17 protein-coding genes are annotated in these 18344 nt (G+C 71.4%); 12 read left to right on the top strand and 5 right to left on the bottom strand.

Features of this window, described 5'->3' with window-relative positions; all coding sequences use genetic code 11:
* Positions 1-27 precede the first annotated feature (27 nt).
* The 5 genes from ACZ7LV_RS23175 to ACZ7LV_RS23155 all read right to left on the bottom strand — a co-directional run bounded on the left by ACZ7LV_RS23175 (position 28) and on the right by ACZ7LV_RS23155 (position 6700).
* Positions 28-1107, bottom strand: a complete 1080-nt coding sequence (locus ACZ7LV_RS23175; protein ID WP_401679575.1) for a 2-oxoacid:ferredoxin oxidoreductase subunit beta — start codon at positions 1105-1107, stop codon at positions 28-30.
* A complete protein-coding gene (locus ACZ7LV_RS23170; protein ID WP_471941774.1) occupies positions 1100-3028 on the bottom strand; it encodes a 2-oxoacid:acceptor oxidoreductase subunit alpha in 1929 nt (642 codons plus the stop codon). Before ACZ7LV_RS23170 ends, ACZ7LV_RS23175 begins: the two co-directional genes overlap by 8 nt.
* 197 nt (positions 3029-3225) lie before the next feature.
* The gene (locus ACZ7LV_RS23165) at positions 3226-3885 is read right to left on the bottom strand and encodes a LuxR C-terminal-related transcriptional regulator (protein ID WP_401680226.1); all 660 of its coding nucleotides are present in this window, start codon (positions 3883-3885) and stop codon (positions 3226-3228) included.
* A gap of 122 nt (positions 3886-4007) precedes the next feature.
* Positions 4008-5372 carry a sensor histidine kinase gene (locus ACZ7LV_RS23160; protein ID WP_471941772.1) on the bottom strand — a complete coding sequence of 455 codons (1365 nt, stop codon included), beginning with the start codon at positions 5370-5372 and terminating at the stop codon, positions 4008-4010.
* 137 nt (positions 5373-5509) lie between these two features.
* Positions 5510-6700 carry a sensor histidine kinase gene (locus tag ACZ7LV_RS23155; protein ID WP_471941770.1) on the bottom strand — a complete coding sequence of 397 codons (1191 nt, stop codon included), beginning with the start codon at positions 6698-6700 and terminating at the stop codon, positions 5510-5512.
* A 197-nt stretch (positions 6701-6897) separates the two neighbouring features.
* Between ACZ7LV_RS23155 and ACZ7LV_RS23150 the strand changes: the two genes are divergently transcribed.
* The 12 genes from ACZ7LV_RS23150 (at position 6898) to ACZ7LV_RS23095 (ending at position 18336) form a co-directional block, all read left to right on the top strand.
* Positions 6898-7338 (top strand): NADH-quinone oxidoreductase subunit A, encoded by a 441-nt coding sequence (locus tag ACZ7LV_RS23150; protein WP_471941768.1) that lies wholly within the window; start codon positions 6898-6900, stop codon positions 7336-7338.
* On the top strand, positions 7329-7985 hold the full coding sequence (locus tag ACZ7LV_RS23145) for an NADH-quinone oxidoreductase subunit B (RefSeq protein WP_471941766.1): 657 nt from the start codon (positions 7329-7331) through the stop codon (positions 7983-7985). Before ACZ7LV_RS23150 ends, ACZ7LV_RS23145 begins: the two co-directional genes overlap by 10 nt.
* Complete coding sequence (locus ACZ7LV_RS23140; protein ID WP_471941765.1) at positions 7982-9175, top strand: NADH-quinone oxidoreductase subunit C; 1194 nt, start codon at positions 7982-7984, stop codon at positions 9173-9175. Before ACZ7LV_RS23145 ends, ACZ7LV_RS23140 begins: the two co-directional genes overlap by 4 nt.
* On the top strand, positions 9172-10140 hold the full coding sequence (locus ACZ7LV_RS23135) for a complex I subunit 1/NuoH family protein (RefSeq protein ID WP_471941763.1): 969 nt from the start codon (positions 9172-9174) through the stop codon (positions 10138-10140). Before ACZ7LV_RS23140 ends, ACZ7LV_RS23135 begins: the two co-directional genes overlap by 4 nt.
* A gap of 2 nt (positions 10141-10142) precedes the next feature.
* Entirely contained in the window at positions 10143-10754 is a 612-nt protein-coding gene (locus tag ACZ7LV_RS23130; RefSeq protein ID WP_471941761.1) for a NuoI/complex I 23 kDa subunit family protein, read from the top strand.
* Positions 10751-11386, top strand: a complete 636-nt coding sequence (locus ACZ7LV_RS23125; protein ID WP_471941760.1) for an NADH-quinone oxidoreductase subunit J family protein — start codon at positions 10751-10753, stop codon at positions 11384-11386. Before ACZ7LV_RS23130 ends, ACZ7LV_RS23125 begins: the two co-directional genes overlap by 4 nt.
* A complete protein-coding gene (gene nuoK / locus ACZ7LV_RS23120; protein WP_471941758.1) occupies positions 11386-11778 on the top strand; it encodes an NADH-quinone oxidoreductase subunit NuoK in 393 nt (130 codons plus the stop codon). The genes ACZ7LV_RS23125 and nuoK overlap by 1 nt, the downstream gene beginning before the upstream one ends.
* Complete coding sequence (locus ACZ7LV_RS23115; protein ID WP_471941756.1) at positions 11775-13769, top strand: NADH-quinone oxidoreductase subunit 5 family protein; 1995 nt, start codon at positions 11775-11777, stop codon at positions 13767-13769. Before nuoK ends, ACZ7LV_RS23115 begins: the two co-directional genes overlap by 4 nt.
* 6 nt (positions 13770-13775) lie before the next feature.
* Complete coding sequence (locus tag ACZ7LV_RS23110; RefSeq protein ID WP_471941755.1) at positions 13776-15350, top strand: complex I subunit 4 family protein; 1575 nt, start codon at positions 13776-13778, stop codon at positions 15348-15350.
* A complete protein-coding gene (locus ACZ7LV_RS23105) occupies positions 15347-16870 on the top strand; it encodes an NADH-quinone oxidoreductase subunit N (RefSeq protein WP_471941753.1) in 1524 nt (507 codons plus the stop codon). The genes ACZ7LV_RS23110 and ACZ7LV_RS23105 overlap by 4 nt, the downstream gene beginning before the upstream one ends.
* Positions 16871-17080: 210 nt before the next feature.
* Positions 17081-17944, top strand: coding sequence for a zinc metalloprotease HtpX (gene htpX, locus ACZ7LV_RS23100; RefSeq protein WP_471941751.1), 864 nt, complete (start codon positions 17081-17083; stop codon positions 17942-17944).
* Positions 17941-18336 carry a YccF domain-containing protein gene (locus ACZ7LV_RS23095; RefSeq protein ID WP_471941749.1) on the top strand — a complete coding sequence of 132 codons (396 nt, stop codon included), beginning with the start codon at positions 17941-17943 and terminating at the stop codon, positions 18334-18336. Before htpX ends, ACZ7LV_RS23095 begins: the two co-directional genes overlap by 4 nt.
* Positions 18337-18344: the final 8 nt, after the last annotated feature.

The raw sequence follows: 18344 nt of genomic DNA, 5'->3' as shown, positions 1-18344 counted from the left end.
GGGCCGGTGTCGCGTCGTGGGCCGGGTTCAGCCGACGACGGTCCAGGTGTCGCCGCCGGCCAGCAGCGCGGCGAGGTCGCCCTTGCCGTTCTGCTCGACGGCCGCGTCGAGCTGGTCGGTCATCGCCGCGTCGTAGACCGGGCGGTCGACGGCGCGGAAGACGCCGATCGGGGTGTGGTGCAGGGTGTCGGGGTCGGCGAGCCTGCTGAGGGCGAAGGCGGTGGTCGGGGAGTCGGCGTGGGCGTCGTGCACGAGGATCTGCTCCTCGTTCTCCGGCGTCACGGTGACGACCTCGAGATCGCCGGTCCGCTGGTTGCGCACCACGCCGCGGGCGGCGTCGGCGCCGAAGCGGATCGGACGGCCGTGTTCCAGCCGGATGACCGCCTCCTCGGCCCGCTGCTGGTCCTTGAGGGCGTCGAAGGCGCCGTCGTTGAAGATGTTGCAGTTCTGGTAGATCTCGATGAGCGCGGTGCCGGGGTGGGCGGCCGCGGCACGCAGGACCTCGGTGAGGTGTTTGCGGTCGGAGTCGACGGTGCGGGCGACGAAGGAGGCCTCCGCGCCCAGGGCCAGGGACACCGGGTTGAAGGGGGCGTCCAGCGAACCCATGGGGGTCGACTTAGTGATCTTGCCGACCTCGGAGGTGGGGGAGTACTGGCCCTTGGTCAGCCCGTAGATCCGGTTGTTGAACAGCAGGATCTTGAGGTTGACGTTGCGGCGCAGGGCGTGGATGAGGTGGTTGCCGCCGATGGAGAGCGCGTCGCCGTCGCCGGTGACGACCCAGACGGACAGGTCGCGGCGGGAGGCGGCCAGGCCGGTGGCGATGGCGGGGGCGCGGCCGTGGATGGAGTGCATCCCGTACGTGTCCATGTAGTACGGGAAGCGCGAGGAGCAGCCGATGCCGGAGACGAAGACGATGTTCTCCCTGGCCAGACCCAGTTCGGGCATGAAGCCCTGGACCGCGGCGAGGATCGCGTAGTCACCGCAGCCGGGGCACCAGCGGACCTCCTGGTCCGTCTTGAAGTCCTTCATGGACTGCCTGCCCGCGGCCTTGGGCACCAGGGAGAGCGCTTCGATCGTGCCGGTGCCTTCCAGGGACGTCTCAGCCATCGATGGCCTCCTTCAGCGCCGTGGCCAGCTGCTCGGCCTTGAACGGCATGCCGTTGACCTGGGTGTACGAGCGGGCGTCCACCAGGTACTTCGCCCGGATCAGCGTGGCGAGCTGACCGAGGTTCATCTCGGGGATCACCACCTTGTCGAAACGCGCCAGCACGTCCCCGAGATTCCTCGGGAACGGGTTCACGTGCCGCAGATGCGCCTGTGCCACGGGGAGCCCGGCCGCGCGCAGCCGCCGTACCGCCGCCGTGATCGGACCGTAGGTGGACCCCCAGCCCAGGACCAGGACCTTCGCGTCGGCGGGGTCGTCGACCTCGATGTCGGGGACGTCGATGCCGTCGATCTTCGCCTGCCGGGTGCGGACCATGAAGTCGTGGTTGGCCGGGTCGTAGGAGATGTTCCCGGTGCCGTCCTGCTTCTCGATGCCGCCGATACGGTGCTCCAGACCCGGCGTGCCCGGGATCGCCCAGGGACGGGCGAGGGTCTGCGGGTCCCGCTTGTAGGGCCAGAACGCCTCGCTGCCGTCGTCCAGCGTGTGGTTCGGGCCCTGCGCGAACTGCGTGGTCAGGTCCGGCAGCTCGTCGAGCTCCGGGATCCGCCACGGCTCGGAACCGTTGGCGAGGTACCCGTCCGAGAGCAGGAACACCGGCGTGCGGTACGTCAGCGCGATCCGCGCCGCCTCCAGTGCCGCGTCGAAACAGTCCGCCGGGGTCCGCGGCGCCACGACCGGCACCGGCGCCTCACCGTTGCGCCCGAACATCGCCTGCAGCAGATCGGCCTGCTCGGTCTTGGTCGGCAGACCCGTCGACGGGCCGCCCCGCTGGATGTCCACCACCAGCAACGGCAGCTCCAGCGACACCGCCAGCCCGATCGTCTCGCTCTTGAGCGCCACTCCGGGGCCGGAGGTGGTGGTCACGGCCAGCGAGCCGCCGAACGCCGCACCGAGCGCCGCGCCGACACCCGCGATCTCGTCCTCGGCCTGGAAGGTGCGCACCCCGAAGTTCTTGTGCCGGCTCAGCTCGTGCAGGATGTCGGAGGCCGGCGTGATCGGGTACGAGCCCAGGAACAGCGGCAGATCCGCCTGCCTGCTCGCCGCGATCAGCCCGTAGGCCAGCGCCAGATTCCCCGAGATGTTGCGGTACGTGCCCACCGGGAACGCCTTCGCGGCCGGCTCGACCTCGTAGGAGACCGCGAAGTCCTCCGTGGTCTCCCCGAAGTTCCAGCCCGCCCGGAACGCCGCGATGTTCGCCGCCGCGATGTCCGGCTTCTTCGCGAACTTCGACTGCAGGAACTTCTCCGTACCCTCGGTCGGCCGGTGGTACATCCACGACAGCAGACCCAGCGCGAACATGTTCTTGCTGCGCTCGGCCTCCTTGCGGGACAGGGAGAAGTCCTTCAGCGCCTGCACCGTCAGCGTGGTCAGGGGCACCGGATGCAGCTGGTACCCGTCGAGCGAACCGTCCTCCAGCGGGTTGGTCCCGTAGCCGACCTTCTGCATCGCCCGTTTGGTGAACTCGTCCGTGTTGACGATGATCTCCGCACCACGCGGCAGATCCTCCACGTTCGCCTTCAGCGCCGCCGGGTTCATCGCCACGAGCACGTTCGGCGCGTCACCCGGGGTGAGGATGTCGTGGTCGGCGAAGTGCAGCTGGAACGACGAGACGCCCGGCAGCGTCCCGGCGGGCGCCCTGATCTCGGCGGGGAAGTTCGGCAACGTCGACAGGTCGTTGCCGAACGACGCGGTCTCCGAGGTGAAACGGTCACCGGTGAGCTGCATACCGTCACCCGAGTCCCCCGCGAACCTGATGATCACTCGGTCGAGACGGCGGACGTCCTTGACGCCGGCCGCTTTGCGCTGCTCTCCCACGACCGCTCCGTCGGCCTGCTCCGCTGGGCTACTGACCTGGCTCGTCACTGAACTGGACCTCCTTCGAGGCGCTGTCGGGGACCGACCCCACAGGGTCCTCCCAGCACCAACCCTACGACTGGACGGCTCGCCAGCCCTCGGCCATTCGCATGATGATTACCTGCCCGAGCAGCTCCCCGCATCCCGTTCGAATGCGCCGTACGGGTCCTCCCCGAGGCCGCTGCGACCGGTGCGGATACGGGGACTCAGGAGTTCAGATAGGTGAGCACGGCGAGGACGCGGCGGTGGTCCCCGTCGCTCGGGGACAGCCCCAGCTTGAGGAAGATGTTGCTGACGTGCTTCTCGACCGCGCCGTCGCTCACCACCAGTTGCTTGGCGATGGCGGAGTTGGTGCGGCCCTCGGCCATCAGCCCCAGGACCTCCCGCTCCCTCGGGGTGAGCCCCGCGAGCACGTCCTGCTTTCGGCTGCGTCCGAGCAGTTGCGCCACGACCTCCGGGTCGAGGGCCGTACCCCCCTGGGCCACCCGGACGACCGCGTCCACGAACTCCCGCACCTCGGCCACCCGGTCCTTCAGCAGGTAGCCCACGCCGCGGCTGGAACCGGCCAGCAGTTCGGTGGCGTAGCGCTCCTCCACGTACTGGGACAGCACCAGCACGCCGAGTCCCGGATGGGTCTTGCGCAGCCGCACCGCCGCCCGGACGCCCTCGTCCGTGTGCGTCGGCGGCATCCGCACGTCGGCGACCACGACGTCGGGCAGAGCGCCCTCGGCGTCCAGCTCCGCGATGGTCTTGATCAACGCCTCCGCGTCACCGACGCCGGCGACGACGTCGTGCCCGCGGTCGGTGAGCAGCCGGGTCAGGCCCTCCCTGAGCAGCACCGAATCCTCGGCGATGACCACCCGCACCCTGTCCTCCACGATCCTCGGCCCCCCGTTGCTCGACTACGCCCCAAAGACCCGTCAAGCATTCCAGGTTTTGCCAGGGGGTGGGGTGGGTGCGGGGGCCTGCTCCATGTGTCGGTGACGGCTCAGCCGCGCCAGGGCAGTTCCGCGGTGACGCGGGTCGGGCCGCCCGCGGGGGAGTCGACCACCAGGATGCCGTCCACCGCGTCCAGCCGCTCCGCGAGCCCCGCCAGTCCGGAACCGCTGCCCGCGCCGGCCGCGGCCCCGCCCACGCCGTCGTCCGTGACCTGCAGCATGAGCCGGTCCTCGGACCGCCAGACGTCCACCGTCGCCGAGGTGGCCCGCGCGTGCTTGCTGATGTTCTGCAGCAGCTCGGAGACCGTGAAGTAGGCGATGCCCTCTGTCGCGGGGGCCGGCCGTGACGCCAGGTCGACGTCCACCTGCACCGGCACCGTGCACCGGGAGGCCACCGAGGAGAGCGCCGCGTCCAGGCCGCGGTCGGTGAGGACCGCCGGGTGGATGCCGCGCGCCAGGTCCCGCAGCTCCTGGAGAGCCGTCTTCACCTCGCCGTGCGCCTCGTCCACCATGCGCGCCGCCGCCCGCGGGTCCTCGGCGAGCTTCTCCTTCGCCAGCCCGAGGTCCATCGCCAGCGCCACCAGCCGGGCCTGTGCCCCGTCGTGCAGGTCGCGCTCGATGCGCCGCAGATCGGCGGCGGCCGTGTCGACCACGACCCCCCGGTCCGACTCCAGCTCCACCACCCGCGTCGCCAGCCGCGACGGTCCGAGCAGCCCGTGCACCAGCAGCCGGTCCACCAGCGTGAGGGCCCGCACGATCCACGGCGTGGCCAGCGTGAACAACAGCCCCACCAGCGCCGTCACCGTGATCTCGAACGGGTTGTCCAGGTAGATCCGGTGCGTCTCGTCGCCGTACAGCTGCAACCCGTCCTGGCCGCCGTACATCGGGAAGACCCAGTACCAGAGCGGATACGTCAGCAGCGCCCAGCCGTACGCCCAGAAGTTCACCGCGACGACGAAGGAGAAGACCGCCCACGGGAAGTGCAGCACCGAGTACAGCAGGTGGCGCCAGGACGAGCCGCTCTTGAGGACCGCGCCCATCCACCCCGTCAGCCCGCTCCTGCGCATCCGCAGCGGCTCCGGGTCGGCGACGTCGAGCCCGAGCAGTCCGCGCGCCCGCGCCCGCTCCAGCGAGCCGAGGCCCCGGCAGCCGGCCAGCCCCGCCGCCAGCACCGGTATCCCGAGGAACGTCACCAGCAGACCCGCACCGACCGAGACCATCGTCACGGCGTACGTGAACATCAGCACGCTGATCGGCAGGCTGAGCAGCACATAGGCGAACTCGCGCCAGGTGCGGCCCTCGAAAGGCGCCCGCAGTCCGGCCGGCAGCCGGGACCGCCGCCCCGCGCTCCGCCGCGCACCCCGGTCGGACGTCGCCCTCGGGCGTCCGTAGCCGTGCCCGTACTCCGTGGCCATGGGCGTGGTCCCCGTTCCTGTCGGTCTGCCGTGTCTGTCGTGGTCCCACCCTGCTGGACCCGGGAGCCGCGGACCATGGAGGCCGTCGGCATCTTGGGCGGGGGGTTTTCCCTACCCCCGCCTCGCGGGTCCCGCCCTCAGCGCTGCCGGTCCCGCCAGGGCAGTTCCGCGGTGACGACCGTGGGGCCGCCCGCCGGGGAGTCGACGACGAACAGCCCGTCGACGGCGCCCAGCCGCTCCGCCAGCCCCCGCATGCCCGTACCGCCGTCGAGCGCGGCGCCGCCCCGGCCGTCGTCGGCGACCTGTATGAGGAGCCGTTCCTCGGTACGCCACACGTCCACGGACGCGGACTTCGCCGCGCTGTGCTTGCTGACGTTCTGCAGCAGCTCCGAGACGGTGAAGTAGGCGATGCCCTCGATCGCCGCGGCGGGCCTGGCCTCCAGGTCGACGGTCACCTTCACCGGCACCGTGCACCGGGAGGCCACCGAGGACAGGGCCGCGTCCAGGCCGCGGTCGGTGAGGACCGCCGGGTGGATGCCGCGCGCCAGGTCCCGCAGCTCCTGGAGCGCCAGCTTCACCTCGCCGTGCGCCTCGTCGACCATCGCCGCCGCGTACTCGGGGTCCTCCAGCAGCTTCTCCTTGGCCAGACCGAGGCCCATGGCCAGGTTGACCAGGCGGGCCTGCGCCCCGTCGTGCAGATCGCGCTCGATGCGCCGCAGATCGGCGGCGGCCGTGTCGACCACGACCCCCCGGTCGGACTCCAGCTCGGCGATCCGCCGCTCCAGCTCGTCGGAGGGCGACAGCAGCGCGCGCACCATCGCCCGGTCCGCGTTGGCCAGGCCCCGCGCGATGAACGGCAGCACCGGCCACAGTACGAACAGCGAGGTCAGCGTGAGCGTGAAGGTGAGGATGCCCCAGGGCAGCCGGATGAAGTCGTACAGGGCGGTCCGCCAGCCCACCGGGTCCTTCAGCGCCATCCACAGCCTGGGGAGGAAGCCGCCCGCGCCCCGGCGTGGCAGCGGGCTCGGCTCGTCCACGCGCACCCCGAGCAGCGTGCGGGCCCGGGCCCGCTCCAGCCTGCCGAGCTGCCGGGCGCCCAGCAGACCCGCGGCGAGCAGCGGGAAGCCGATCACCGTGACGGTCAGGAAGGCGCCGACGGACAGCATGGTGACGACGTAGACGAAGCCCAGCAGGGACGCCGGCAGATTCGCCAGGAGATGCGCGATCTCCTTCCAGGTGTGCCTGTCGTAGGCGAACCGGGCCGGCGGCAGACGGTCCGTGTCTCGGACGGCCGCCGGCGCGGTCGCGGACGGGAAGTGTTCGGTCACATGGGCCAGCGTGCCCGGCGGCGGGCGTCGGCGCCATGAGGTGCGCCGCCACGTTCTGCGGGGGAAAACCCCACCCCTGCCCCGCCGGGCCTCGATGGGCTGCTTACCGCCTCTTTAACAGGCCCTAGACTCACGTTGCGTACAGATCGTCGAACGATGGCGTGACGTCGCGAGGCCGGAAGGCCACTCGAACAGCCATGAGGTCGAGGCCAGGGGAGCGAGGGACGGACGTGCGGGAACCGACCGTCGAACCGACCGCCGTCATCGCGGCGGAGTACTTCCAGTCCTACTCGGTCGTCGGACTGCTCGCCGCCGTCGGCGTGCTGTTCGTCGCCGTCGCCTTCGGCGCGGGGCGGCTGCTGCGGCCCGTCGTGCCCACCCCCGAGAAGCTCCTCACCTACGAGTGCGGCGTCGACCCCGTCGGCGAGGGCTGGGCCCACACCCAGGTCCGCTACTACGTCTACGCCTTCCTCTACGTGATCTTCGCGATCGACTCGATCTTCCTCTTCCCGTGGGCCACGGTCTTCGCCGCCCCCGGATACGGAGCGACGACCCTCGTCGAGATGTTCATCTTCCTGGGCTTCCTTGCCGTGGGCCTGCTCTACGCATACAAGAAGGGTGTCCTGGCATGGACGTGACGCCGGAAACGACTCCTTCGGCGCCTGCCGCGGACGCGGGGCGGCCCGGCACCGCCGCGGAGCCCGTGCTGCTTCCCGAGCCGAAGCGCCTAGGCGCCCTCGCGCGCCTCGCCCCCGAGCCGATGAAGGTCGTCCTCAACTGGGGTCGCCGCTACTCGCTGTGGGTCTTCAACTTCGGACTCGCCTGCTGCGCCATCGAGTTCATCGCCGCGTCGATGGCCCGGCACGACTTCATCCGTCTCGGTGTCATCCCGTTCGCGCCGGGCCCCCGCCAAGCCGACCTGATGGTCGTCTCCGGCACGGTCACGGACAAGATGGCGCCCGCCGTCAAGCGCCTCTACGAACAGATGCCCGAGCCGAAGTACGTCATCTCCTTCGGCGCCTGCTCCAACTGCGGTGGCCCGTACTGGGACTCGTACTCCGTCACCAAGGGCGTCGACCAGATCATCCCCGTCGACGTCTACGTGCCCGGCTGCCCGCCCCGCCCCGAGGCGCTGCTCCAGGGCATCCTCAAGCTCCAGGAGAAGATCGCCCGCGAGTCGCTGGAGGAGCGGTACGGTTCCGCTCGTCCGTCGGCGGCGGCCCTGCGCAGCGGCCTCGTCCTCCCGCCGGCCACGGACGCCACCGGCAGGGGGGAGGCCCGATGAACGGCACGGTCGGCTGGCTTCCCGCGCCCGCCGAGGACCTCTTCGGCCTGGAGGCCACGGCCGAGGAGTCGTACGAGGTCCTGACCGTCGACGTACCGCCCGCGTCCTGGACCGCCGCCCTGCGCACGGCACGGGACACCCTCGGCTGCACCTTCTTCGACTGGCTGAGCGCCGTCGACGAACCCGGCACGGGCTTCCGCGTCTCGGCCCACCTGGTCGCCCTCGACCCGGTGCGCCGCCTGCTGATGCGCACCACCGTCCCCCACGAGGCGCCCGTCCTCGCCTCCGCCGTCGAGGTCTTCGCGGGCGCCGGCTGGCACGAGCGCGAGACCCACGAGATGTTCGGCGTCGGCTTCGAGGGCCACCCCGCCCTCGACCACCTCCTGCTGCCGGAGACCTTCGAAGGCCACCCCCTGCGCAAGGACTTCGTCCTCGCCGCCCGCGTCGTCAAGGCCTGGCCCGGCGCGAAGGAGCCAGGCGAGTCCGAGCACGGCGGGCCCAAGCGCCGCCAGATGCTGCCGCCGGGCGTTCCCGACCCCAACGAATGGGGTCCCCTCAAGGGTCGGCTTCCCGCGGCCCCCGCCCGCCCGGCCCGCGGCCCCGCTCGCGCCGCGGGCGACCGCCCCGCACGCCGGACCCGCACCGCGGCGGAGGGCTCCACCGGTAGGCCCACGGAGGCCCCGCCCGCTGAGGCCCCGCCCACGGAGGCCCCGCCCACGGAAGTCCCGCCCGCTGAGGTCCCGCCCTCGACGGCCGCGCCGCGCCGCGCCCGCAGCGTCGGCGAGGGGTCGGCCTCGCAGCGTGCGAAGGTCTCTGAGGCCGCCGAGGACACGCCCCGTGCGCCGGCAGCCGGCGGTACGGAGGGTCCACGGGCCGGGCAAGGCGCCGAGGCCGCCGCGCAGCCGGGCACCGACGCCCCGGCCGCCCCTGCCGGCCCCCGTCCGCGCCGTGCCCGCAGCGCGTCCGAAGGCTCCGCCTCGCAGCGCGCCGCACAGGAGCCGACGGCGCAGCAGCCCACCCGCCCAGCCACCTCGCGCAGTTCCGACGCCCCGTGGCACCACGCCCGCCCCGCCTTCGACGAGACCGCGACGCCCGAGCCCGAGGACCGGGTCGAGGAAGAAGGCGTGAACGCTGACGCTGACGCGGACGAGGACGAGCAGAAGTCCGACCCGTCAGGAGGCCGGCCGTGAACGACGTGCTCGACGTCGCCCTGCGACTCCTTGTCGTCTTCGTCGTCTTCCTGACCTTCCCCTTGATCGTCGGACAGACCGAGCACAAGGTGATGGCCCACATGCAGGGCCGCCTCGGCCCCATGTACGCCGGCGGCTTCCACGGCTGGGCCCAGCTCGTCGCGGACGGCGTGAAGTTCGCGCAGAAGGAGGACGTCGTCCCCGCGGGCGCGGACCGTCGCATCTTCCAGCTCGCCCCGGCCGTGGCCCTCCTCCCGTACCTGCTGGTCCTGCTCGCCATCCCCATCGGCCCCGGCGAGGGCGCGGTGGGCGTGGTGATCGACGCGGGCATCTTCTTCGTGCTCGCCGTCATGGGCGTCGGCGTCCTCGGCTCCCTGATGGCCGGCTGGGCCAGCGCCAACAAGTACTCCCTCCTCGGCGGCCTGCGCACCGCGGCCCAGCTGCTCGCCTACGAACTGCCGATGCTCCTCGCCGCCGCCTCCGTCGCCATGGCCGCCGGCACGGTCTCCCTGACCGGCATCCTCGACGCCTTCGAGTGGTGGTGGCTGCCCTGGCAGATCGTCGGAGCGATCGTCTTCTTCGTGGCGGGGCTCGCCGAGCTCCAACGCCCGCCGTTCGACATGCCGGTCGCCGACTCGGAGATCATCTTCGGGGCGTACACCGAGTACACGGGCCTGCGCTTCGCCCTGTTCCTGCTCGCCGAGTACGCCGGGATCGTCGTCCTGTGCGGCCTGACCACCGTCCTCTTCCTCGGCGGGTGGCACGGCCCCTGGGGTGCCGACGGACTCGGCTGGGTGTGGACGCTGCTGAAGGCCGCCGTCCTCGCGTTCCTCGTGATCTGGCTCCGCGTCACCTACCCACGGCTGCGCGAGGACCAGCTCCAGAAGCTGTCCTGGACCCTTCTCGTCCCCCTCTCCCTCGCCCAGATCGCCCTCACCGGCATCGTCAAGGTGGTGATCCGGTAGCCATGGCCGAGTCTCTCCCGCCCACCCGGTCCCGTTTTCCCGGCAGCGGTCTGGCCAAGGGCCTGGCCGTCACCCTGCGCACGATGACGAAGAAGTCCGTCACCGAGCAGTACCCGGACGTCGAGCCCGACCTCCCGCCCCGTACCCGCGGCGTGATCGGCCTGTTCGAGGAGAACTGCACGGTCTGCATGCTGTGCGCCCGGGAGTGCCCGGACTGGTGCATCTACATCGACTCCCACAAGGAGACCGTGCCGCCCGCCGCCCCCGGCGGCCGTGAGCGCAGCCGCAACGTCCTCGACCGGTTCGCGATCGACTTCGCGCTGTGCATGTACTGCGGTATCTGCATCGAGGTCTGCCCTTTCGACGCGCTGTTCTGGTCCCCGGAGTTCGAGTACGCCGAGACCGACATCCGCGACCTCACCCACGAGCGCGACAAGCTCCGCGAGTGGATGTGGACGGTGCCCGCCCCGCCGGCCCTCGACCCGGGCGCGGAGGAACCGAAGGAGATCGCCGCCGCCCGCAAGACCGCCGAGAAGCTGGCGGCGACGGCCGAGGCCGAGGCGGCCCCGCCCGGGCCCGCCGAGCCCACCGACCCCCAGGGAGGAGCCTCGTGACCCCGGCCGCGGCCCACCACGCACACCTCGCCGCCACCTCGCACGGATTCCTCTCCCCGACCGGCGTCGAAATCGCCTTCCTGCTCGTCGGCGTGGTCACCTTCGGCGCCGCGATCGTCACCGTCACCACCCGGCAGCTGGTGCACGCAGCCCTGTGGCTGGTGGTCACCCTCGGCGGCCTCGCCGTCGAGTACCTCCTGCTCACCGCCGAGTTCATCGCCTGGGTGCAGGTGCTGATCTACGTAGGGTCCGTCGTCGTCCTCCTCCTCTTCGGCCTGATGCTCACCAGGGCCCCCATCGGCCGCTCCCCGGACGCCGACTCGGGCAACCGCTGGGCCGCACTCGCCGTGGCCGTCGCCTCGGCCGTCGCCCTGGTCTGGGTGGTCGTCGACGCCTTCCGCACCACCTGGATCGACCTGGACGGCGCCCCCGCCGGATCCACCGAGGTCACCGGCAAGTCCCTCTTCCAGAACTGGGTCCTCCCCTTCGAGGCCCTCTCCGTCCTCCTCCTCGCCGCGCTGGTCGGCGCGATCGTCCTGTCGCGCAAGGCGAAGGCCGACGCCGCGACGACCACCTCCGCCGACGGCCCCTCGGTGCCCGGCACCAAAAGCGACAAGGGCGGTGCCCGCTGATGCACCTCGCCTATCCCGCCGTGCTCTCCGCCCTCCTGTTCTGCACCGGCCTGTACGGCGTCCTGGCCCGCCGCAACGCGATCCTGGTCCTGATGTCGGTCGAGCTGATGCTCAACGCCGTCAACCTCAACCTGGTCGCCTTCGACGTCTGGCTCAGCAGGACCGCCCAGGAGACCCTGCACTCCGGCCAGGCCCTGACCCTGTTCACCATCGCCATCGCGGCCGCCGAGATCGGCATCGGCCTCGCGATCGTCCTCGCCGTCCACCGCAACCGCGGGACCTCGGACATCGACAAGCTCCGCGACACCGCCGAGGGCCACGAGACCGACGGACCCGACGGCGAGGCCGGCGCGGCCGGGCCGGACGCCGAGAAGGCTGAGGCCACCGCGTGACCACGACCACCCTCGCCTACCTCGTTCCTCTCCTTCCGTTCCTGGGCGCGGCCGCCGGGCTGTTCCTCGGCCGCACGGCCCCCGGCTTCGTCCGTCCGATCGCCGTCCTGCCGACGCTCGCCTCGCTCGTGCTCGCCGTGCTCGTCGCCGTACGGCAGAGCGGCGACGAGGCCGTCACCTCCGCCACCGAGCTCACGCCCACCGGGTCGATCCCGATCGAACTCGCCCTGTACATCGACGGCTTCGCCGCCCTGGTCGCCGTCCTCGTGGTGTTCGTCGCGCTCTGCGTGCAGATCTACTCGACCGGCTACCTCCAGGACGACCCCCGCTATCCCTCGTACGCCGCGCTCGTCTCCCTGTTCACCTCCGCGATGCTCCTCGTCGTGTACTCGGGCGACCTGATCGTGCTGCTGGTCGGCTGGGAAGTCATGGGCATCTGCTCCTACTTCCTGGTCGGGCACTACTGGGAGACCCCGGAGGCCCGCGCCGCCTCGATCAAGGCGTTCCTGGTCACCAAGCTCGGTGACGTCCCCTTCCTGATCGGCCTGTTCGCGCTGGCCGTCGACGCAGGGTCGTTCCGCATCACGCAGGTGCTCAAGACGGTCGCGGACGGCGGGCTCGACCACCCCACGCCGATCGCCCTGCTGCTCCTGGCCGGTGTGGCCGGCAAGTCGGCCCAGTTCCCGCTCCACACCTGGCTTCCCGACGCGATGGCGGGCCCCACTCCCGTCTCCGCGCTGATCCACGCGGCGACGATGGTCGCCGCCGGTGTCTACTTCATCGCCCGGCTCCTCCCCGTCTTCCAGGCCTCCGCGGCCGCGATGGTCGTCCTCGCCGTGACGGCCGCCGTCACCATGGCCGGGTCCGGGGTCGCCGCGCTCGCCCAGGACGACATCAAACGTGTCCTCGCCTACTCGACGATCGGTCAGCTCGGCTACATGACCGGCGCGCTGGCCGTCGCCGACCGGGGCGCCGCCGTCTTCCACCTCCTGTCCCACGGCGCTTTCAAGGCGCTGCTGTTCCTCGCGGCGGGCGTGGTCATCCACGCCGCCGGCACCAACTCACTGGCCGCCATGTCCCGCATGGGCGGCCTGCGCGACCGGGTCCCCGACGCCTACTGGACGATGACCGTCGCGCTCCTCGCGCTCGCCGCGATCCCACCCTTCAGCGGCTTCTTCTCCAAGGAGGCCGTCCTCGGCGCCGCCGAGCACGTCACGACCGGGCACACCCCGGACGTGCCCGGCGCCGCGGGCTGGATCGTCCTGGTCGCCGGCCTGCTCACGGCCCTGCTCACCGCCGCCTACGCCATGCGCCTGTGGCTGCTGGCCTTCCGCGGACGCGGGCCCGAGGTGCCCGACCACGGCAGGCAGCCGCTGACGATGACCGTGGTGCTCTGGGTGCTGGCCGCCCCGTCCCTGGCCCTCGGCGGCCTGGCGTACCAGTCGCTGCCCGGCTGGTTCGACGGCGGCGAGCTGACCCCGACACTCACCACGTCCGTGCTGGGCACGGGGCTGGCCCTGATCGGCGGCCTGGTCACCTATGCCGCTTGGCGCCACACCAGCGCCCGCGCTGCCCGGGTCCCGATCGGCGCGGTCGCCGCCCACCCGGAGGGCGACGCCGGACAGGTCGAGGCCGAGGCGATCGCCACCCACGAACCCGCCTACGGCGACGTGGCCCACGCACCCGACCCGGCGGATCCCGGGCGCCTGCTGCTGGGCCCGCTGCACCGGCACGCCGCCGCCGGCTTCCACCTGGACGCCCTCTACTCGGCGCTGTTCGTCCGCCCGGTCCAGGGCGGCGCCGCTCTGGTGCGGTTCCTCGACCGCGAGGTCGTCGACACCTACGTACGCGGGGCGGGCGCCCTGCCCCGCTGGCTGGGGGCCGCCGTCCGGCGCGCCCAGACCGGCAACGTGCAGACCTATGTGAGCGCGCTGCTCGCCGGCACCGTCGTCCTGGTGGTCGCCGTCGTCCTCGTCGCCACGGGAGCGTGAGCAGGCGTGATCGATATCAACGAGTCCGTGATGCAGTTCCTCCTGGCGTTCGTCGTCGTCGGGCCGCTCCTCGGCGCCGTCGCCGCTCTGCTGCCGGCGCCGCCCGGACTGAAGGGGAAGTCGCCGGAGCAGGCGGTGCTGCGGCACGGCGTCACCGTGACCGGCGTCGTCCTGCTCGCCGCGATCGTGCTGGCGCTCGGCTTCGACCACGACCAGCCGTCGAAGATGCAGGCGAGCACGGACATCAGCTGGATCCCCGCGCTCGACGTGCGGATCCACCTCGGTGTCGACGGCATTTCCCTCCCCCTTGTCGTCCTGACCGCGCTGCTGACGTTCCTGTGCGCGCTCTACTCGTACTTCAAGATGCCTGCGGGACCGGGGCCGAAGGCCTTCGTCGCCCTGCTGCTCGTCCTGGAGTCCGGCACCCTCGCCACCTTCGCCGTCCTCGACCTGCTGCTGTTCTTCCTCGCCTTCGAGACGGTCCTGATCCCGATGTACTTCCTCATCGCCCGCTGGGGCGGCGAGGGCCGGGCGCAGGCCGCCTGGAAGTTCATCCTCTACACGCTGCTCGGTTCCGTGGTCATGCTGCTCGGCCTGCTGCTGATCGGAATCACCGCGGGCACATTCGACATGGTGGCACTCGCCACTGACAACGGCCGGTCGCTGACCACATCCGTGCAGGTCATCGCCGTTCTGGCGATCGGGATCGGGCTCGCGGTCAAAACGCCGATGTGGCCGCTGCACAGCTGGCTGCCCGACGCCCACACCGCCGCTCCGACCGTCGGTTCGGTCCTGCTGGCCGGCGTCATGCTGAAGATGGGTACGTACGGATTCGTCCGGATTCTGCTGCCGGTGGCGCCGGACGGATTTCGCACCTTCGCCCCCTGTCTCGCCGCCTTCGCCGTCGTAGGGATCGTCTACGGGTCACTGGCCTGCCTCGCGCTCGCCAAGCAGGGCGCGAAGGGCGACCTCAAGCGCCTGATCGCCTACTCCTCCGTCGGTCACATGGGCTTCGTCCTGCTCGGCATCTCCACCATGACGCCGACCGGTGTGAACGGCGCCCTGTTCGCCAACATCGCCCACGGCCTGATCACGGGCCTGCTGTTCTTCCTGGTCGGCGCGTTGAAGGATCGCACGGGCACCACCGACCTCGACGCCCTCGCCGACGGCACCGGGGCCGCGCTGTACGGCAAGGCGCCGCGCTTCGGCGGCCTGCTCGCCTTCGCCGCCGTCGCCTCCCTCGGTCTGCCCGGTCTCGCCGGTTTCTGGGGAGAGATGCTGGCGCTGTTCGGCGCCTTCCAGCCCGCCGCGGGCCTCAGCCGCCCGGCGTTCCTCACCTTCATGGCGATCGGCGCGTTCGGCACCCTGCTCACCGCCGCGTACCTGCTCGTCGTGGTCCGCAGGGTCTGCATGGGCGTCGTGCCGCAGGAGGCGCCCCGGCTCGCCGACGTCCACATGTACGAATACGCGGCGTGGACCCCGCTGGTCGCCCTCACCGTCGTCGCCGGACTCTGGCCGAAGGTCCTCCTCGGTCTGACCGACCCGGCCGTGCAGCAGCTCCTCTCAGGAGGCACCCGATGAGCTCCCTGGCCCAGTCGCCGGCCGTGTCCCTGGTCCAGTCCGTCGACTGGGCGGCCATCGCGCCGCCCACCGTCGCGGCCGTGGTCGCCCTCGGCGTCCTGGTCGCCGACCTGTTCGTCGGCGACGCCCGCAAGGCGCTCCTCGGATGGGTGTCCGTGGCCGGTCTCGCCGTGTCCACGCTCCTGCTGCTGCCGCTCCTGGACGGCGACCGCGCCACTTTCTGCCTGACCGGCGACGCCGACGTGTGCAGCTACGTGGCGGACCGGTTCACGCTCGTCATCCAGTTCCTGGTCCTCGGCGGCGCCCTCCTGGCCGCCCTGCTGTCGGTCACCGCCCTCAAGGACGCGCGCAGGGGACTGCCCGAGGGGGAGTTCTGGTTCCTGCTGCTCTCCTCCGCGGCCGGCGCCGCCCTCCTGCCGGCCTCGCGCGACCTCGCGACGCTGATCGTCGCCCTGGAGGTCGCCTCGCTTCCGGCGTTCGCCCTGGTCGGCATCCGGCTCGGCGACCGGAAGTCCTCGGAGGCGGCCCTGAAGTTCTTCCTCTCGTCGGTCACCGCGACCGCCGTCAGCCTCATGGGCATCAGCTTCGTGTACGCGGCGACCGGGTCCCTTCATCTGCACCAGATCGCCGACCGCATCCAAGGCGTCGACGGTCAGCTGCACACCCTCGCGCAGACCGGCGTCGCCCTGACCCTCGTCGGCTTCGCCTTCAAGACGGCCGCCGTGCCCTTCCACTTCTGGGTGCCCGACACCTATGTGGGCGCCCCGCTGCCGGTCGCGGCCTATCTGTCGGTGGTCGGCAAGGCGGTCGGCTTCTCCGGGCTGATCCTCGTGACCGTCGTCGCCTTCCCCTCGTACGCCGACGTCTGGGGCCCCGCGCTCGCCGCCCTGGCCGCGCTCACCATGACCGTCGGCAACGTCGGCGCCCTCCGGCAGCGCAGCACACGCGCGTACAGCGCGGTCCGTCTGCTCGCCTGGTCCTCCGTCGGCCAGGCCGGCTATCTCCTGGTGCCGATCGCCGCCGCCGCGTACTCCGGCGACCCCGAGCACTCGATCGGCTCCACGGTCGCCTACGCGCTCATGTACGCCGCCGTGAACCTGGGCGCCTTCGCGGTCGCCGCACTGGTGGGCCGCACCAAGACCCTCAACCGCGTCAGCGACTACCGCGGCCTGTACGCCTCGAACCCCGTGACCGCGCTGCTGCTGGGCTTCTTCCTGCTGTGCCTTGCCGGACTGCCGCCCGGCGTCATCGGTCTGTTCGCCAAGGTCACCGTGTTCTCCGCGGCCGTCGACGCGGGGCTCGGCTGGCTCGCCGTGGTGATGGCCGTCAATGTGGTGATCGCCCTGTACTACTACCTCCAGTGGACCGCCCTGCTGTTCCGCGCCCCTGCCGCAGAGCCCGCCAGGCATCTCGTACCGGCCCCCCTCACGGCCGCGATCGCGCTGACCGCCGTCCTCGCCGTCGGACTGTCCGGCGCCCCGCAGCTGGTCCTCCGCTTCGCCGACACGGGGCTCTTCTAGCCCGACGAGGCCTTTTCGCAGGCCACCCGCACGGAGGGATGCCCTCACCCGGACGGCCGACGCGCGCCGCCGCACCCGCAAGGGAACTGGCGGCCCTCGCCTCGCGTTGTCCAGATCGGGAGGGTCCACTGGACGTGTCACCACGGCACCAGCGGGACCGGAGATCAACTGGCAAAGGGTTCCCCTGCTGCACCACTTGGAGGGCGTACCGTGCACCGCCGGCACAACGGGCTCAGGACGGCAGTACTCCTCGGGGGACTGTCCGCACTCATCATCCTCATCGGCAGCTTCTTCGGGCGCGTCGGTCTCGTCGCCGCCGTCCTGATCGCCCTGGGTACGAACGCGTACGCCTACTGGAACAGCGACAAGCTGGCCCTGCGCGCCATGCGCGCCCGCCCGGTCAGCGAGTTCGAGGCCCCGGCCCTGTACCGCATGGTCCGCGACCTCTCCACGCAGGCCCGCCAGCCCATGCCCCGCCTGTACATCTCCCCGACGGAGGCGCCGAACGCCTTCGCGACCGGCCGCAACCCGCGCAACGCGGCGGTGTGCTGCACCGAGGGCATCCTGCGCATCCTGGACGAGCGTGAGCTGCGCGGCGTCATCGGCCACGAACTGAGCCATGTCTACAACCGCGACATCCTCATCTCGTCGGTCGCCGGCGCCCTCGCCTCCGTGATCATGTTCCTGGTCAATTTCGCCTGGCTGATCCCGATCGGCCGCTCGGACGACGACGACGGCCCCGGGCTCCTCGGCATGCTGCTGATCATGATCCTGGGGCCCCTGGCGGCCACCCTCATCCAACTGGCCATCAGCCGCTCCCGCGAGTACGAGGCCGACGCCTCCGGCGCCCAGCTCACCGGCGACCCGCTCGCCCTCGCCGGCGCGCTGCGCAAGCTGGAGGCCGGCACCAAACAGCTTCCGCTGCCCCCCGAGCCCCGGATCGAGACCGCGAGCCACATGATGATCGCCAACCCGTTCCGCCCGGGACAGGGTCTGTCCAAGATGTTCTCCACGCACCCGCCCATGGCCGAGCGCATCGCTCGCCTCGAGCAGATGGCAGGTCGCCGCCCATGAAGACCGTCCTGAACGTCATATGGCTCGTCCTGAGCGGCTTCTGGCTGTTCCTCGGCTATCTGCTGGCGGGCGCGCTGCTGTGCATCACGATCATCGGCATCCCGTTCGGCATCGCCGCGTTCCGCATCGGCGTCTACGCCCTGTGGCCCTTCGGGTACACGACGGTGGAGCGCCGCGACGCGGGAGCCCCCTCGTGCGTCGGCAACGTCCTGTGGCTGGTCCTCGCGGGATGGTGGCTGGCCCTCGCCCACATCGTCACCGGCATCGCGCTGTGCGTCACGATCATCGGCATCCCGCTCGGCATCGCCAACTTCAAACTCATCCCCGTCTCGCTGCTGCCGTTCGGCCGCGACATCGTCTCCACGGACCAGCCCTTCGTCCCCGGCTGGTGACACCGGCC

Source organism: Streptomyces sp. NPDC107562, from assembly GCF_055657325.1.
The sequence above is the reverse complement of the archived record's forward strand: the minus strand, read 5'-3'. Positions and strand labels throughout refer to the sequence as shown.

Excerpts from the sequence above, each read along its gene's own strand:
- ACZ7LV_RS23095 (WP_471941749.1), top strand. The coding sequence starts at position 17,941 with ATGAAGACCGTCCTGAACGTCATATGGCTCGTCCTGAGCGGCTTCTGG.
- ACZ7LV_RS23145 (WP_471941766.1), top strand. The coding sequence starts at position 7,329 with ATGGACGTGACGCCGGAAACGACTCCTTCGGCGCCTGCCGCGGACGCG.
- ACZ7LV_RS23140 (WP_471941765.1), top strand. The coding sequence starts at position 7,982 with ATGAACGGCACGGTCGGCTGGCTTCCCGCGCCCGCCGAGGACCTCTTC.
- ACZ7LV_RS23130 (WP_471941761.1), top strand. The coding sequence starts at position 10,143 with ATGGCCGAGTCTCTCCCGCCCACCCGGTCCCGTTTTCCCGGCAGCGGT.
- ACZ7LV_RS23175 (WP_401679575.1), bottom strand. The coding sequence starts at position 1,107 with ATGGCTGAGACGTCCCTGGAAGGCACCGGCACGATCGAAGCGCTCTCC.
- ACZ7LV_RS23105 (WP_471941753.1), top strand. The coding sequence starts at position 15,347 with ATGAGCTCCCTGGCCCAGTCGCCGGCCGTGTCCCTGGTCCAGTCCGTC.
- ACZ7LV_RS23150 (WP_471941768.1), top strand. The coding sequence starts at position 6,898 with ATGAGGTCGAGGCCAGGGGAGCGAGGGACGGACGTGCGGGAACCGACC.
- nuoK (WP_471941758.1), top strand. The coding sequence starts at position 11,386 with ATGCACCTCGCCTATCCCGCCGTGCTCTCCGCCCTCCTGTTCTGCACC.
- ACZ7LV_RS23160 (WP_471941772.1), bottom strand. The coding sequence starts at position 5,372 with ATGGCCACGGAGTACGGGCACGGCTACGGACGCCCGAGGGCGACGTCC.